Genomic DNA, 15603 nt, shown 5'->3' with positions numbered 1-15603 from the left:
GGCTGGCGCGGTGAGCGGCGCTTCCGCGTAGCCCCGAACCGGCAGGCCGCAACCGCGCCCGCACCCAGGCCTGCATGACGATTGCTTGCCTGGCGCGGTCCTCCGCTCGCGCTCCGGCCGTTCCGGTGCGGCCTGCCTCTCCGTTCGGGGCTTTCCGGTCGCTGTTCGCCGCCCACCCCGCCTTTCCGGGGGCAGGACGCGGGAAGGGAAGCGAAGGGAGATCGTCATGTTCAACGGATATGCGCGCAATCATGCGTCCAGCCCGAAAGCTGGTCTCTACGAGGAGATTACGGCCAACATCATTGCCGATCTTGAGGCGGGCATCTTTCCATGGGCGCGGCCATGGGGAACGGGTGGTGGCAATCAGGCATTCGCACTCCCGAGGAACGCCGCCACCGGCAAATCCTACTCCGGCATCAACGTCCTGGTCCTGTGGGGACGCTCGTTCGAAGCCGGCTTCAGCTCGGCGCGTTGGCTCACCTTCCGGCAAGCCTCCGGTCTCGGCGGTGCCGTGCGCAAGGGCGAGCGCGGCGTCACCGTCTGTTACGCCGACCGCTTCGTTCCCAGGCGCGAGCAAACCGAGGCAGGCAACGCCGCTCAAGACGAGCCGGCGATGGAGGAGGCGTCCGTTCCATTCCTGCGCCGATACACCGTCTTCAATGTCGATCAATGCGACGAACTTCCGGAGCAGTGCCGCGCGCCGCAACCGGCCTTGCCGGAGCGTCAGATCGTGCCGCACGCAGAGGCGCTTGTTGCCGCAACGCGCGCCAATGTTCGTTCCGGTGGCGCGCAGGCCTTCTACCGGCCGTCGGACGATACCGTTCACATCCCCCCGCAGCCGGCCTTCTTCGCGCAGATCAACTATTACCGCACGCTGTTTCACGAGCTTGGGCACTGGACGGGCCACCCGCGCCGTCTGAACCGCGACCAGTCCGGCGCGTTCGGCTCGAGACTCTATGCCAATGAAGAACTGGTTGCGGAATTGACCGCGGCCTTTGTCTGCGCGTCGCTCTCGATCAAGCCCACCGTTCGCCATGCCGACTATCTCGGGTCGTGGCTGGAGGTGTTGCGGAACGATAACCGCGCGATCTTCCGCGCCGCCAGCAGGGCCGCCAAGGCCGCCGACTACCTGCTTGCCTTCGCTGGCGAAGGGCTCATCGCTGCCGCCGCTTGTGCTGAAGCCGAGGTCGCGCGCTGACGACGGCACCGCGCGCAAGTCACAGCGCGCGGCCGCGAAGCAATCGAGCCGTGTCCGCGCTGCCGCCGGGTGTCCGGCCCGCGCGGCCCGCCCGAATGCTCTCTTGCCGCGCTACATGGCGCTTCCTGCTGGGCGCTGCCTGCCGGGTGTTTCCGACCGGTCGCTCCAGCTCACCAGATTGCTCGAAATCGCTTCCGCAGGCGAGGGCGATTAATGATTTATTTACCTGAGGTTAGCGCGGCGATTCGGGCGCGGAGGCTGACATCGCGGCTGGATTTTGCGCGTACCGAGTCGCTCCGGAGTCAATCTGACGGACCGCAAATATACTCAGGGCCTTCCGGTCGCGACTCGCCCTATAGGTCGGATCGGGCAGGGACGCGCTTTATGATGGAGCCGACGATGGTGAACCCGTTCGAGGAGTTTCCCGAACCGCAAGCGGTATCGCTCACGCATATCTGTCTTGCCCAGGCGGTCGTCTGCCTTTCGGCGTTGACATCAACGGCTGTGCTGTTGTCGAGGGTTCTGCCGAGCATGATCAGCGGGTTGAACTGAGCCGGTGAGCGGGGGACCCAGTGATGAGCCCACGCAGCAAGGATTGAATGCCGGACCGCATCGCTCGCGCTTGCCTTTGAGTCTCGCTCGCGGCCAATGTTGCTCAGGGGCAAGAGCACGGCCCTTCGAGCAACGCACGTCTGGACCATCTGGCTTCAGACCGCGGCCTTGCCAAATTGGCGATCACGCCAGGCCGCCGTCGCCGCCTGCGGTGGCATCCTGATTGGGCGCATACCGAACGCGCGCGCTGCCGGCAACAGGCTCACATATTCCTTGCCGCTGTTCTCGCCGCAGCGCCGCAGCCTTTGCTCATCCGCTCCTCGAGCACGGTGTTGCAGCATGAGTCCCTGCGTTGTTGTCGCGGTTCGGGACGATGCCGATCTCGACGCCGGTCGGGCGAATATCCCCTGAGCTCGATTTGCGGATCTCCGTCTCATCCCGCTGCGGCCGATCGTGTGGGTCTTGTCCTGCTTCCGCTGTGTGCGGGTCCGATCTCCTGCGCGTGGCGAACAGACCTATGGCAAGCGCTCCGCCTGCCAAACCCTCACCGCCAGCTTTTTTCCCCGCCGGACAAAAAGTCCGGCTCCTCGCGGCAGCTTCGCTCTCAAAAAAGCCGTCGGCTCAGGTGCTCCGCTTGCGCTCCGCCTCGCGGAAAGACGCGGGTTCGAAGGCGTTCCGGTTGCCATGACGGTCTTGCCATCGCGAGGGGATCGGCTCTTCGCGGGCAACAGAGAGGACAAGACCATGACTGCGATCGGATACGTCACCAAGGACGACAACGGCAGCTACAAGGGCCAGCTCAAGACCGTCTCCATCCGTGCCGACATCGATATCGTCCCGAACCGCGACAAGACCACCGCGACCCATCCTGACTTCCGCGTCTTCACCCAAGGCGTCGAGATCGGCGGGGGCTGGATCCGCTGCGGCGAGAACAGCGGCAAGGAATATGTGAGCCTGTCGCTGGCCGCGCCCGAGTTCGGTGCGCGCAAGCTCTACGCCAATCTCGGCCGCGCCGCCGGCCAGGACGAAGGCAGCGTGTTCGCGCTGATCTGGAATCCGGCGGACTGACCCCAAGCGGCCCCCGCGCAGGTTGCTCGCGGGGGCCGTGCTCTTGCCCCAATTGGCCTGAACCATCGGCGAGCCGTCTCGGTTGGGGGCGTCCATTGAATGACTCGATGACTGCGCCGTGCCGCCGCGCTGGCAATCACGGCGCGTTTTGCGACCGCGCCGAGTTTGATGGAGGGGACTGGGCATGGGAGTTCTTGCGGCGTAACAAGGACTACATCGCCGATTGGCGATGCTCGGTTCCGCGCCGTCTGCCATGCATCACCTTGAAGGACGGGACGCGGCTTCTGCGTTTGCCGCGGCGGTTTCCGCGGGCCGAACGATGGGGGCTGCACGCCTTCGCCGACCCCATGCGCTGCGCCCACGAGGCTGCGGTGTTCTGGCATGCAAGGGCCTTGAAGCGCGTGGTTCGCGTCCATGCCAAGAAGCCAAGCCGGGGTGAGGATACGCAAGTGTGCCGGCTCGCCGACTTCAACGCCGACCGGCGTGCGATCATCGGCGTCGACGGAATTCCACAAGTCATCATCAAGGGCAGGGGTCTTCATGTCCCCCTCGAAATCCACGGCCTCACAGTCCTGACCGCGCCCTTTACGCCGGTGTTCGAACTGCACGGCCTTGCCGATCTCACCGCCCAGACCGAGCTGCTCAAGCGCCTCGCGCGCTTCATCGAGCCAGAATCTCGAGTTGCTCCGAGGTCGGCATTTTCCAGCGACGAACGTCTCCATCATGCACTGATCGCGCTCGATGAGAGCCTGGACGGCAAGACCTATCGGCAGATCGCGATCACCATTTTTGGTGAGCAGAAGGTGGCCGAAGACTGGCTCGGGCGGAGCCAGTTCCTGAAGGATCGCGTGCGACGCCTTGTGGCCAAGGGAATAGAATTGATGAACGGCGGCTACCGCGATCTCCTGAGCTAGCGCGCTCGGATCATTTTACCGGCCCGATCCTGAATTGACCGAGCTTGCCGCCCTCGATTGACAAGCTTTCCTTGCGCGGGATGGCGAAACAGCAGCCGTCATCTTCGCCACTCCTCAAACCGCGTGCGATCTGACGACGCTTCTTCTTGCACCTCCTGGTTGTGCGAGGTGCAGGAAGGAACGTTGGATCATGTCAAAGAGTGACGACAAGGAACCGGAAAAGCCATTCCTCAACACGGTGGAAGCGGCCGCCTGGCTCAGGCTCACCAAGAACACGCTTGAAAAAATGCGGGTCCAGGGCCGAGGACCTGCCTATCGCAAGCATGGACGCTACGTCCGTTACCATATCGAGGACCTCGTCGAATGGTCGCAGGCAAGCAAGCGGAAGTCGACCTCCGATGCCGATTGATCGCAGCAAGACGTGGCGCCGGACCACGATCCTCGCGGCCATGTGGTTCGGCATCATTACACTTCTGATGTCGCCGGCGCCCGCAGTCCCGCTGCTGATCTACAATGCCTCGGGCAGCGCGCCGCTTGGCCTCTACTACCTGGAGCAGCGCTTGCCGGCGCGCGGCGAGCTCGCGGTCTTCAAGCCGTCAGCTCCGATTGAGCTCCTCATCGCGGCGTACGAGATCCTTCCGGATCCGGTGCCGCTTCTGAAGCGGGTCGAGGCCAGCGGCGGTGACGAAGTCTGCCGCGCAAGAGAGCCGATCGGCACCATCTCCGTCAACGGCAAGGTCATTGCCGAGGTGCTCGAGCGGGATGGAGAAGGGCGACCGCTGCCGTCCTGGGAGGGGTGCATGAGATTGGTGGAGGGAGAGTATTTCCTGCTGCAGCCCCATCCTCGTTCCTTCGACTCGCGGTACTTCGGACCGGTCTTGCGCTGCGATATTCTGGGTGTCGCACGGCCGCTCTGGACGTGGAATCCGGACAATTGAGACGGCCCATGGCGACGATCGTGCGTGCGCCCGAAGGGCGCACATCGCGCTCCACGCACGCGCCTTGCTGGCCAACCTGCCAGAGAGCACTCAGGCAGCAAGACAAGCTCGTCCATCGAGATCAACGGTCGACGGCAGAGCAGCACCACCTGCAAGATTAAAGCACTGGCGCTCGGTGAGGCCTAAGTCGTTGTCTGCACATCCAGGATTGTGGCGCTATCGCGATCTCCGCCGTCGCCATGTTCGAACCAACGCAATGGTGGTCTTGTGCAATTGCGTCTGCGTCTTGGCGAACGCTTGCACGCCCCACATATCGGCCATTTCTCCAAAGGGCGGATGCAGGCGATGCGAGAGATCGATGATGAATTCGACGTCAAGCTCGGGCGGATTCGCAATCGCAAGGCCAGGCGGACAGCCAGCTATCTTCGCCGCGTCCGTCAGGAAGTGACCAAAGCGGGTGTCAAGGCGGGTGTCAGTGCACGAGCGGCTTCCTCATTTACGGGCGCTCGCATCGGCCGCGGTCGCGCGCAAGGTGCGGTGCTCGCGGCGCGTGGACGCAGTCCGGGCCAGCGCCGTGTCGTGATCAAGGCGCGGATCGTACGGATCAAGGCCGGTGACACCGGTGCCGTGCGGGCTCACCTGCGCTATGTCCAGCGCGACGGTGTTACGCGCGAGGGCGAACCAGGTGAGCTCTACGACGCCGGCAATGACCGCGCCGACGGCAAGACGTTCACCGAGCGTAGCAACGGCGATCGCCACCAGTTTCGCTTCATCGTGGCGCCAGAGGACAGCGCCGAGCTGTCGGACCTGAAATCGTTCGTGCGCGACCTCATGCGGCAGATGGAGCAGGACCTCGGCACCCGGCTCGACTGGGTCGCCGCCGATCACTTCAACACCGGCCATCCGCATGCCCACATCGTCGTGCGCGGCAGTGATGACCAGGGCGGCGATCTCGTCATCGCGCGCGACTACATCACTCACGGCTTCCGGTCGCGGGCTGCCGAGCTCATCACGCGGGAGCTCGGCCCTGAAACGGAGATCGAGGCCGCGCGCAAGCTCCAGCAGGAGATCGGAGCCGAGCGGCTCACGCGGCTCGACCGGGCGGTCATTCGTGATGCTCCGGACGGGGTTCTTGAGCTGGGTCCGCTGTCCGGACAGGAACCCGCCTGGCAGACGGCGCGCATGGGACGGCTGCGAACGTTGGAGCGGATGGGGTTGGCGGAAGAGAGCGAACCGGGCCGCTGGCGCATCGATGCCGAGCTTGAACAGAGGCTCAGACGAATGGGGAAGCGCGGCGACATCATCAAGACCATGCATCGCGAGCTGGCGGCGGCAGGAGTCTCAAAGGCTGCCGGTGACTACGCGATCTTCGATCCGGAACAGGGCGGCCGGCGCCTGGTCGGGCGGATCGTCGGCGAAGGGTTTGCGGATGAGCTGACCGAGCGCCGGTACGTTGTGATCGATGGGGTCGACGGGCGGACCTACTATGCCGAACTCGGTGCGCTCGGCGGCAATCAGGAAGCGCCGGTTCGAAACACCATCGTCGAGCTCAGGGCGCGTTCCGCCGAGCCCCGCGAAATCGATCGGACGATCGTCGAAATCGCCGCTGCGCATGGCGGCAGCTACAGCGACCGCCTGCATCGGCAGTTCGATCCGCAGGCATCGGGCGAGTTTGTTGGGGCTCATGTGCGGCGTCTCGAAGCCATGCGGCGCGAGCGAGTGGTCAGCCGTCGTGCCGACGGCAGCTGGAGCGTGGGCCAGGACTATCTCGAGGGGGCGCTCAAGTACGAGAAAGGCCAGCGCTCGCGCAATCCGGTGCAGATCTCGGTGCTCTCATGGCAGAGGCTTGAGGACCTGCCGCAGGCACTGGGGGCGACCTGGCTCGATCGTACGCTGGTTGCGAAGGAGCCCGATGGGGTCGCATCGGCCGGCTTTGGCGCAGATGTCGAAACCGCCCTGCGCGCCAGGCGGCAATGGCTGGTCGACCAGGGGCTGGCGCGAGAGCAGGAGGGGCAGGTGCGCTATGCACGGAACATGCTTGGGACGCTCGAGGCGCGCGAGCTGGCGCGGACCGCCGCGGAGATATCCGCGCGCACCGGACTTGAGCATGTTGGTGTGAAACCCGGCGACAAGGTCAGCGGGGTCTGCCGGCGCATGCTGACGCTGAACAGCGGACGCTTCGCCGTGATCGAGCGATCCCATGAGTTTGCACTGGTACCTTGGCGGCCGGTGCTGGAGCGGGCACGCGGACAGCTGGTCAGCGGCAGTGTCGGCGGGGAGGGCATATCCTGGTCGATCGGCATCAAGCGCGGGCTTGGGCGATGACGACGGACTTACTTCCGCCTGGGCGCTCGTCGAGCCGGAAAACTCCCGACGTCGGAGGTCTTGACCAGAACGGCGCCGGGCTCATCGACCGGGGAGGAGATGTACTTGGCGCGAGCGATCTGTTCGATCCTCGACCTGTTCTTGAGGAACGCATCAATGCGACCCTCTTGCCCACGACCATCGGCACCGAAATGGTCGTCCAGCGCCTCGCGGCTGACTGCGCAGCTGACCGCGCCGCCGGGCTCCTTTCCCTGGAACGTCACGACGTCGCGGCTGAGGTCATAGCGAACTTGGGGATTGTCGAAGGAAAGATCGATGCCGGTAATGATCGAACGAGGCGCCTCAATGGTCTTGAGCACCGCGTCGCGAACGGGGGCCCCAAGCAAGGCAAGCCCTTCGAGCATCAATTGACGCCATTTGGGACCTCGGCCGTGCGCTTCCTCCCATGCCGATTTCAGCTCATGCGGACGTTTTTCGGCCAGCGCTGCAAGCAGGGCCTCGGACTGCTGCAGGTCCTTGTCGCGCTTTGCAAACCCCTCCGGGCGTCGGCGGGAGATGATCAGCTTGTGGACGGCATAGCGCGCCGGAGCCGGCACGTGCACGTAGATGCCGGTGCCATGCAGGATCACCGCGGGTTCGGGATCGCGGATCAGGAAGTCCAGGAAGCGCAGCGGCTGGGCGTCGGTGTTCAGGGCGGGCAGCTTTTGGGGGCGGGCGGTCTCCTTGCCCTGATGGGGCGTGAGAAAGTCGACGCGCAAGCCGCCCTTGGCCGCATAGCTGGTGACGCGCCTGCCGTCAGATACGTGAGGAACGGCACGAAAGGATTTGTCGACTTCCTTCAGCACCTCGAGAACGGGCGGCGTGGAGTCCTCAACCGCCACCGAGACATTCTTGAACTGGGCGATGTCGACGTCGCCGGTCTGCAGCGAGCCGGCGGAGAGACGAACGCCGAGCATGGCCGCATAGGTTTGGTAGGCGATCGTTCCAACGAGCACGCCGCGAAGGCGGAACACGCCGGACCGGGCAAGTGCAGCGACGATGTCCCCGATCTCGGGAATGGGGCGAGGGAAACTGAACGATCGGACAAGGGCGGACACCAGCGCGCGGCGCTCGCGCTCGTCCTCGCGAACCTCCTGGTGGTGGGCGATGCGCTCCAGCAGCTCCGGCGTCTCCGGCCCGACATAGCGCTGCGACCGTTCCGCGCCGGTGCCGGTCTGGAAGTACCAATACTTGCGGCCACCGATGTTCTTGGCCGTGAACGAGCCGTTGTCCGCAAAGGCGTCCTGGAAGGCGGCGATCGCGGTGCGCTCCAGGAGCTCGGCATAGGTCGTCTGGCTAACCAGGGAGGGGGCCGGCATGGTCGTTTCCAAGGTCTAATGGTCGTTTCCAAGGTTTATACTCAGTCTGCGGATTGAGTATAAGAGGGGTGGAACCCGGCGTCCAGCCTGTTTATACTCAGTCCGCAGGCTGAGTATAATTGCGGTTAGCCCAGGTTTCACGGCGAATCGGCCCATCAATCGGGATGTTTGCCCGGTTCCGCCCCCTTTGTCCCATGCCCGCCTCGGGCACGTGCTCGTGCGCATCAAGCTTCGTCCAGTTTGAGCCAACAGCTCACCTTTTGTTGAGGTGATGGATCATCCTTGCCGAAACTGGACGAAGGTCCTTCTCGTCTTCGTGTGCCCGATCGATGTTGCTCTCGCTTCCCGGACACGATTTTTATTTCGATTGAACGCGAAGCGCATTGGCCCCTTTCATCGCGCCGCTCACGTTGCGTGAGGGGATGGGGCGAGCGGAATGTTTCCGGCAAAAATCTACGTCGGCCAGATCACGATCGTGTTCGGCATCATCGCTGCGTCGACATGGGGCGCGACGCAATGGACCGCCGCGGCGCTCGGCTTTCAGCAGCGGCTCGGCGAACCCTGGTTCCTGGTCGTCGGCTATCCCGTCTATCTGCCGTGGCGGTTGTTCGAATGGTGGTTCGCCTACGAGGCCTACGCACCTGAAATCTTTGAAGAGGGCGGTGCCATTGCCGCGACCGGCGGCGTTGCCGGTGCGCTGTTTGCGATCGTCAACTCGGTGTGGCGGGCGCGGCAAAGCCAGTTGGTGACGACTTACGGCTCGGCGCGCTGGGCCAATTCCAGAGAGATCAAGGAAGCTGGCCTGTTTGCGCCCAGAGGCGTGTTTCTCGGGCGCGTCGAGAACAATTATCTCCGGCACGACGGACCGGAACACGTCATGTGCTTTGCGCCGACGCGGTCGGGCAAGGGCGTTGGTCTCGTGCTGCCGACGCTGTTGTCCTGGACGTCGTCTGCGGTCGTGCACGACATCAAGGGCGAAAACTGGCAATTGACGTCCGGCTGGCGATCGACCTTCTCGCATTGCCTGCTGTTCAATCCGACGGATTCAAAAAGCGCGCGTTACAATCCGCTGCTTGAAGTGCGCAAGGGTCCGGCCGAAGTCCGCGACGTCCAGAACATCGCCGACATTCTGGTCGATCCCGAAGGTGCGCTCGAGCGCCGTACCCATTGGGAGAAGACCAGCCATTCGCTGCTGGTCGGCGTCATCCTTCACGTCCTCTATGCCGAAGAGAACAAGACGCTCACTCGAGTTACCGAAATCCTGGCCGATCCCGCGCAGTCCTTTGAGAAGACGCTCAGGATCATGCTCGCGACCAACCATCTTGGCACCAAGACTGAGCCGAAGGTGCATCCAGTCGTCGCCGCGACGGCGCGCGAGCTTCTGAACAAGTCCGAAAACGAACGCTCGGGCGTCCTGTCGACCGCCGTGAGCTTTCTCGGCCTCTATCGCGATCCCGTCGTCAGCCGAAACACCGAAAGTTGCGACTGGCGCATCGCCGATCTCGTGAGCGCCGAAAAGCCTGTCACGCTCTATCTCGTCGTTCCGCCGTCGGACATCAGCCGCACCAAGCCGCTGATCAGGCTGATCCTCAATCAGATCGGCCGCCGGCTGACCGAAACCTTGAACGTCGATGCGGCCGGCCGAAGGCACCGCCAGCTCCTGATGATGCTCGATGAGTTTCCTGCGCTCGGCCGGCTCGATTTCTTCGAAAGCGCGCTCGCATTCATGGCCGGATACGGGATCCGCGCCTACCTGATCGCGCAGTCGCTCAACCAGATCGTCAAAGCATACGGCGACAACAATTCGATCCTCGACAATTGCCACGTTCGCATTGCCTTCGCCGCGAATGACGAGCGCACTGCCAGGCGGATCTCGGACGCTCTGGGCACCGCAACCGAACTACGCGCGCAGCGCAACTATGCGGGTCATCGGCTGGCCCCCTGGCTCGGTCATGTCATGGTCAGCCGTCAGGAGACCGCGCGTCCCTTATTGACGCCGGGCGAAGTCATGCAGCTGCCGCCGGACCAGGCCATCGTTCTGGTCTCGGGCCTTGCCCCCGTCAGGGCGCTCAAGGTGCGGCACTATGAGGACACAAACTTCGTCGGCCGGCTGCGCAAGCCGCCAACCCTGACGGGTGACGAATATCCCGATCGGCCTCCGGTGCGTCCGGACAATTGGGGCGGCGAGGTCCGGCCCGTCGACCTTCGCCTTGCGACCCTGCCGTACCGCGAGCTTCTGCAGGCGGGCGACGAGGAGGGCGGTCTCAAGCAGCAATTGCCGTTGTTTGATGAGGCGGCGCCGCCCGCGGGCGATGTTCGCGCCATCGAGGAGCTCCTGCTCGAAGATGAGTCCGATGTCGCTGCCGACCGCAGCCAGATGCAGCAGGCCGCGGGTCCTTCCAGCACCATTCGCCGCGCCCACGCCGTCACCCGCGACGATGACGATCTTCTTCCCTCGTTCTGAAGAGCACCCCGATGAAACCGAAACTGTCGGCCTATGTCTCCGAAAGCGTGGCGCAGCGCCTTGAGCTCGCGGCCAAGCGCCCGGGGACCAATAAATCGGCCATCGTCGATGCTGCGCTGGATCGCTTTCTCAACCCCGAACGGGACACCAGCGGCGATGCGGCGCTGATCCGGCGGCTGGACCGGATGAGCCGGCAATTGGAACGGGCGGACCGTGACCTTGGTGTTCTGGCGGAAACCATCGCGCTCTTCATCCGCTACTACCTGACCATCACGCCACCGCTGCCCTCGCAGGATCAGGACGCGGCGCGTGCGCTCGGACGCGAGCGGTTCGAGATGTTCGTTGCTCAGGTCGGCAAACGCGTCGCTTCCGGCGGCCGGCTCGTTGCCGACGTGATGGATCGCGTCAGCGCCGCCAAGCCCGATCTGTTCATGCGGAACCTCGAGGAGGGCGCGCCGCTGGGCGCCGCCCAACCCGGTGATACGGGATCCCGCTCGCATAGCGCGACGGGTGAGCCGCCGGAGCATTCTCCGGCAGGGCGAGAGGAGATCGGCAATGTCTGATCTTCTCTCGCCAGAAACTCGCGAACGGCGCCGCGGCATGCTGCGGACCGCAATGGGACCGGCAATCGCGCTCGCCCTGGAAGAGCCCGATGTTGTCGAAGTCATGGTCAATCCCGACGGCAAACTTTGGCTCGACCGGCACGGGAAAGGCCGCGCTGACACCGGCGTCGCCCTGACCCCACAGGAATCGGAGCGGATCATTCGGCTGGTTGCCAGCCACGTGCGCGCCGAGGCGAGTGGCTCGTGTCCGATCGTCTCGGCCGAACTGCCCGAGACCGGCGAGCGCTTTGAGGGCATCTTGCCGCCGGTCTCGGTCGCGCCATGTTTTGCGATCCGCAAGCCGGCGACGACCACGTTCCGCCTGTCTGACTACGTCAAGGCCCAGATCGCTTCACCGGCGATGGCCAAGGTCCTGACGACCGCGGTCATCGAAGCGCGGAGCATCCTGATTGCCGGCGGCACCGGCTCGGGCAAGACGACGCTCGCCAATGCGCTTCTGGCCGAGATCGCGGGCCTCGATGAGAGGGTGGTCCTCATCGAGGACACCCGCGAGCTGCGCTGCGATGCCAGGGATGCCGTGGCGCTCCGGACCAGGCCGGGCGTGGCAAGCCTCGCCGATCTCGTGCGCTCCACACTCCGCCTGCGCCCCGACCGCATCATCGTCGGCGAGGTCAGAGGCGCCGAAGCTCTCGACATGCTGAAGGCCTGGAATACCGGCCACCCCGGCGGAATTGCCACGGTCCACGCCAACTCGGCACGAGCCGCGCTCTATCGCATCGAGCAACTCATTCAGGAGGCGGTCGCAACCGTGCCGCGTCGGCTCATCGCCGAGGCTATCGACCTGATCGTGTTCATCAAGGGGCGGGGGCCGGCGCGGCGGATCGAGACCGTCGCCGAGCTCAAAGGCATCGATCCGTCAGGCGACTACCTGCTTGAGACCCCGCCCGGACTTCCAAACACCTCTCATCGCCCCTGAGCCCCAAGGAGACTGCAATATGTTCATTCGACTACGTCTATGCGTGCGTTCGCGCCTTCGCGGCTTCCGCTCGATCGGCGGATTGCGCTTGGTCGAGTTCGGCGTGGCGTCGGCTTGCGTCCTGTTCAGCGTCACGGCAGCGCACGCCGCCGGTTCGGGCATGCCATGGGAAGCGCCGCTCGAACGCGTCCTGGAATCGGTCCAGGGGCCGGTCGCCAAGATCGTCGCCGTCATCATCATCACGGTGACCGGCATATCGCTCGCGTTCGGCGATACCTCCGGTGGCTTCCGCCGGATGGTCCAGGTCGTCTTCGGCCTCTCGATCGCCTTCGCCGCCAGCTCGTTCTTCCTGTCGTTCTTCTCGTTCGGCGGCGGAGCGCTGATCTGATGCGCCCGGAAGGCTTCGAACTCATCCTCCACCGTTCATTGACCGAGCCAATCCTGATCGGCGGCGCGCCGCGCGCAGCCGCCATTCTGATCGGAACGCTCTCGGCCGTGCTGGCACTCGGCTTGCGGCTTTGGCTGGCGGGCCTCGTGCTCTGGATCGTGCTCCACAGCGCCGCGGTCTGGTTTGCAAAAAGAGATCCCGCATTCGTCGAGGTCGCCATCCGTCACACCAAGCACAAGGGCTCCCTCGCATGCTGAACCTCAGGGAATTCCGAAGCAGTGCGCACCGGCTGGCCGATTGGCTGCCATGGGCGTGCCTGGTCGCTCCGGGCGTGGTCCTGAACAAGGACGGCAGCTTCCAGCGGACGATACGCTATCGCGGGCCGGACCTCGACAGCGCGACCGAGGCCGAGCTGATGAGCGTGGCCTCGCGCGTCAACAACGTCCTGAAGCGCTTCGGCTCGGGCTGGGCGTTGTTCTTTGATGCGACGCGCATTCCGGCCTCCGAATATCCACGCTCGGAGTTCCCCGATCCGGTGTCATGGCTGGTCGACGAGGAACGGCGCGCCGCCTTTGCGGGCGTCGTGGGTGTCGCGTGGGAGGACCCCTCGCGCCCTCATGGCCTACACTTCGAGAGCGTGCTGCATCTGACCTTGATGTATCTGCCGCCGGCCGAGCGCGTCTCGCGGTTGGAAGGCCTGTTCCTCGAGAGCCCGCGAGGGAGCAACGCCAAGGCGGGTGACCGCAGACGCATTCGGGAAGATCGGTCTGATGCTGACGCGGACCACGACGATGCAGCAACCAGCGGCGGCGGGGATGCCGGCGCTGAGACAGAACACGCGTCATCAAAACGTCCGCAAGGCGCTCGCGATCACCTCGAGCGGTTCATCCAGGAAACGGATCGTGCCGTCGACCTGCTCGCATCGGTTCTTCCGGAGATCTGGCCCCTCGGCGATGCGGAGACGCTGACCTATCTTCATGGCTGCGTTTCGACCAAACGCCATCCGGTCGGCGTTCCCAGGATTCCGGCCTATCTCGACTGCTTCCTCAGCGATGAACCGCTGACTGGCGGACTGTACCCGGCAATCGGCCGCAGCCATCTCCGCGTGCTCACGGTGCTCGGCTTTCCGCATGTCACGTTTCCCGGGCTGCTCGACGCACTGAACCGGCTTGGCGTCGCCTACCGCTGGGCAACCCGATTCATTCCGCTCGATCGGACGCAGGCCAACGCAACGCTGACGCGCTATCGCCGGCAATGGTTTGCCAAGCGGAAGTCGCTCTCGTCTATCCTCAAGGAGGTCATGTTCAACGAGCAGGCGGCGCTGCTCGACACCGACGCCAGCAACAAGGCGGTCGATGCCGATACGGCTCTCACTGAGCTCGGCGACGACCTGGTTGCCTTCGGCTACATCACAACGACCGTCACCGTCACCGATGAGGATTCACACCAAGCGGACGAGAATATCCGCGCGGTCGAGCGGGTGATCAACAGTCGCGGGTTCACTGTCATCCGCGAAACGGTCAACTCGGTGGAGGCCTGGCTCGGGGGGCTGCCGGGGCAGGCCTATGCCAATATCCGCCAGCCGATCGTCCATACGTTGAACCTCGCCCACATGTGCCCGTTGTCGGCCGTGTGGGCGGGACCCGAGCGGTGCGAACATCTCGACGGCCCTCCGCTCCTGATCGCCAAGACCAAGGGCGCGACACCATTCCGCTTGTCGCTTCACGCCGGCGACGTCGGACACACGATCGTTGTCGGTCCAACCGGAGCGGGCAAATCGGTTCTGCTCTCGATGCTTGCGCTGCAGTTCCGGCGCTATCCCAATTCCCAGCTGATCACGTTCGACAAGGGCCGTTCCGCACGCGCGACCACGCTCGCCTTGTCGGGCGCCTGGTACGAACTGGGTGCCAAGGGCGGCATCGCGTTTCAGCCGCTGAAAAATGTTGCGGAAGAGGGGGCGAGGCTCTGGGCGCTGGATTGGCTGTGCGGCGTCCTCGCCCATGAGCGGGTGACGGTGACGCCCGACGTCAAGGAGGCGCTGTGGTCGGCATTGCGGAGCCTCGGTTCCGCGCCTGTCGGGCAGCGGACGATGACCGGCCTCGTGGCATTGCTGACCCGCGATGCGTTGCGCCAGGCGCTCCAGCCTTACACGCTCGAAGGACCTTACGGCCGCTTCCTAGATGCGGACGCCGATCGTCTTTCCGGTGCGGACGTGCTGACCTTCGAGATGGAGGAGCTGATGGCGCTGCCGGGTCTGGTGGCGCCGGTTCTGACCTATCTCTTTCATACCCTCGAGGATCGCTTTGACGGCCGGCCGACGCTCCTCGTGCTCGATGAAGCCTGGGTATTTCTGGACGATCCGCTGTTTGCAAGCCGGATCCGCGAATGGCTGAAGACGCTGCGCAAGAAGAATGTGGCCGTGATCTTCGCGACCCAATCGCTGGCCGATATCGCGGACAGCCAGATTGCGCCCGCGATCATCGAATCCTGTCCCAGCCGGATATTTTTGCCGAACCCGCGCGCGCTGGAGCCGACCCAGACCGAGACCTATCGGCGGTTCGGGTTAAACGACACCCAGATCCACCTGATCGCGGAGGCCTTTCCGAAGCGCGACTACTACCTGCAGTCGCGGGCCGGCAACCGCCTCTTCGAGCTCGGTCTCGGACCGGTCGCGCTTGCGCTCGCCGCGGCATCCTCACCCGAAGATCAGCGGGTCATCGACACCGTCCTGTCGCGCACCGGTCCGCACCATTTCGCGGAGCGCTATCTCGCAGAGCGGGGACTGACCTGGGCCGCGAACCTGATCAACACCTTCGAGCAGGCGCGCAAGGCCTGACGATCGAAACTTCAAACCCCCGT

The 15603-nt window shown here is 64.5% G+C and carries 14 protein-coding genes; 13 read left to right on the top strand and 1 reads right to left on the bottom strand.

Annotated elements, in window-relative coordinates:
* Positions 1-226 precede the first annotated feature (226 nt).
* The 7 genes from JQ616_RS34545 (at position 227) to rlxS (ending at position 6995) form a co-directional block, all read left to right on the top strand.
* A complete protein-coding gene (locus tag JQ616_RS34545; RefSeq protein ID WP_212022759.1) occupies positions 227-1198 on the top strand; it encodes an ArdC family protein in 972 nt (323 codons plus the stop codon).
* A 384-nt stretch (positions 1199-1582) separates the two neighbouring features.
* Complete coding sequence (locus tag JQ616_RS34540) at positions 1583-1750, top strand: hypothetical protein (RefSeq protein WP_212022631.1); 168 nt, start codon at positions 1583-1585, stop codon at positions 1748-1750.
* A 744-nt stretch (positions 1751-2494) separates the two neighbouring features.
* Positions 2495-2818: a DUF736 domain-containing protein gene (locus JQ616_RS34535; RefSeq protein WP_212022630.1), complete on the top strand. Its 324-nt coding sequence runs from the start codon at positions 2495-2497 to the stop codon at positions 2816-2818.
* Between the two features lie 95 nt (positions 2819-2913).
* Positions 2914-3732, top strand: coding sequence for a DUF2285 domain-containing protein (locus tag JQ616_RS34530; RefSeq protein ID WP_212022629.1), 819 nt, complete (start codon positions 2914-2916; stop codon positions 3730-3732).
* A 190-nt stretch (positions 3733-3922) separates the two neighbouring features.
* Complete coding sequence (locus tag JQ616_RS34525) at positions 3923-4141, top strand: helix-turn-helix domain-containing protein (protein WP_212022628.1); 219 nt, start codon at positions 3923-3925, stop codon at positions 4139-4141.
* Entirely contained in the window at positions 4131-4670 is a 540-nt protein-coding gene (locus tag JQ616_RS34520; RefSeq protein WP_212022627.1) for a S26 family signal peptidase, read from the top strand. Before JQ616_RS34525 ends, JQ616_RS34520 begins: the two co-directional genes overlap by 11 nt.
* A 267-nt stretch (positions 4671-4937) precedes the next feature.
* On the top strand, positions 4938-6995 hold the full coding sequence (gene rlxS / locus JQ616_RS34515; protein ID WP_349630083.1) for a relaxase/mobilization nuclease RlxS: 2058 nt from the start codon (positions 4938-4940) through the stop codon (positions 6993-6995).
* A gap of 8 nt (positions 6996-7003) precedes the next feature.
* Here the strand turns inward: rlxS and JQ616_RS34510 are convergent, their stop codons facing one another.
* Positions 7004-8353 (bottom strand): GSU2403 family nucleotidyltransferase fold protein, encoded by a 1350-nt coding sequence (locus tag JQ616_RS34510; protein ID WP_212022626.1) that lies wholly within the window; start codon positions 8351-8353, stop codon positions 7004-7006.
* A 436-nt stretch (positions 8354-8789) separates the two neighbouring features.
* Here JQ616_RS34510 and JQ616_RS34505 point away from each other — a divergent pair, with 436 nt between their 5' ends.
* From JQ616_RS34505 to trbE, 6 genes are all read left to right on the top strand, one after another.
* Positions 8790-10817, top strand: coding sequence for a conjugal transfer protein TraG (locus tag JQ616_RS34505; RefSeq protein ID WP_212022625.1), 2028 nt, complete (start codon positions 8790-8792; stop codon positions 10815-10817).
* A gap of 11 nt (positions 10818-10828) precedes the next feature.
* Positions 10829-11380: a CopG family transcriptional regulator gene (locus JQ616_RS34500; RefSeq protein WP_212022624.1), complete on the top strand. Its 552-nt coding sequence runs from the start codon at positions 10829-10831 to the stop codon at positions 11378-11380.
* Entirely contained in the window at positions 11373-12356 is a 984-nt protein-coding gene (trbB, locus tag JQ616_RS34495; protein ID WP_212022623.1) for a P-type conjugative transfer ATPase TrbB, read from the top strand. The genes JQ616_RS34500 and trbB overlap by 8 nt, the downstream gene beginning before the upstream one ends.
* A gap of 88 nt (positions 12357-12444) precedes the next feature.
* Positions 12445-12744 carry a TrbC/VirB2 family protein gene (locus tag JQ616_RS34490; protein WP_212022757.1) on the top strand — a complete coding sequence of 100 codons (300 nt, stop codon included), beginning with the start codon at positions 12445-12447 and terminating at the stop codon, positions 12742-12744.
* Positions 12744-13001, top strand: a complete 258-nt coding sequence (locus tag JQ616_RS34485; protein WP_212022622.1) for a VirB3 family type IV secretion system protein — start codon at positions 12744-12746, stop codon at positions 12999-13001. The genes JQ616_RS34490 and JQ616_RS34485 overlap by 1 nt, the downstream gene beginning before the upstream one ends.
* Entirely contained in the window at positions 12995-15580 is a 2586-nt protein-coding gene (gene trbE / locus JQ616_RS34480) for a conjugal transfer protein TrbE (RefSeq protein ID WP_212022621.1), read from the top strand. The genes JQ616_RS34485 and trbE overlap by 7 nt, the downstream gene beginning before the upstream one ends.
* Positions 15581-15603: the final 23 nt, after the last annotated feature.

Origin of the sequence: Bradyrhizobium tropiciagri, assembly GCF_018130545.1 — a bacterium.
GTDB lineage: Bacteria > Pseudomonadota > Alphaproteobacteria > Rhizobiales > Xanthobacteraceae > Bradyrhizobium > Bradyrhizobium tropiciagri_A.
The sequence above is the reverse complement of the archived record's forward strand: the minus strand, read 5'-3'. Positions and strand labels throughout refer to the sequence as shown.

Excerpts from the sequence above, each read along its gene's own strand:
- JQ616_RS34545 (WP_212022759.1), top strand. The coding sequence starts at position 227 with ATGTTCAACGGATATGCGCGCAATCATGCGTCCAGCCCGAAAGCTGGT.
- JQ616_RS34500 (WP_212022624.1), top strand. The coding sequence starts at position 10,829 with ATGAAACCGAAACTGTCGGCCTATGTCTCCGAAAGCGTGGCGCAGCGC.
- JQ616_RS34525 (WP_212022628.1), top strand. The coding sequence starts at position 3,923 with ATGTCAAAGAGTGACGACAAGGAACCGGAAAAGCCATTCCTCAACACG.
- JQ616_RS34505 (WP_212022625.1), top strand. The coding sequence starts at position 8,790 with ATGTTTCCGGCAAAAATCTACGTCGGCCAGATCACGATCGTGTTCGGC.
- JQ616_RS34485 (WP_212022622.1), top strand. The coding sequence starts at position 12,744 with ATGCGCCCGGAAGGCTTCGAACTCATCCTCCACCGTTCATTGACCGAG.
- JQ616_RS34540 (WP_212022631.1), top strand. The coding sequence starts at position 1,583 with ATGATGGAGCCGACGATGGTGAACCCGTTCGAGGAGTTTCCCGAACCG.
- trbB (WP_212022623.1), top strand. The coding sequence starts at position 11,373 with ATGTCTGATCTTCTCTCGCCAGAAACTCGCGAACGGCGCCGCGGCATG.
- JQ616_RS34535 (WP_212022630.1), top strand. The coding sequence starts at position 2,495 with ATGACTGCGATCGGATACGTCACCAAGGACGACAACGGCAGCTACAAG.
- JQ616_RS34510 (WP_212022626.1), bottom strand. The coding sequence starts at position 8,353 with ATGCCGGCCCCCTCCCTGGTTAGCCAGACGACCTATGCCGAGCTCCTG.
- trbE (WP_212022621.1), top strand. The coding sequence starts at position 12,995 with ATGCTGAACCTCAGGGAATTCCGAAGCAGTGCGCACCGGCTGGCCGAT.
- JQ616_RS34520 (WP_212022627.1), top strand. The coding sequence starts at position 4,131 with ATGCCGATTGATCGCAGCAAGACGTGGCGCCGGACCACGATCCTCGCG.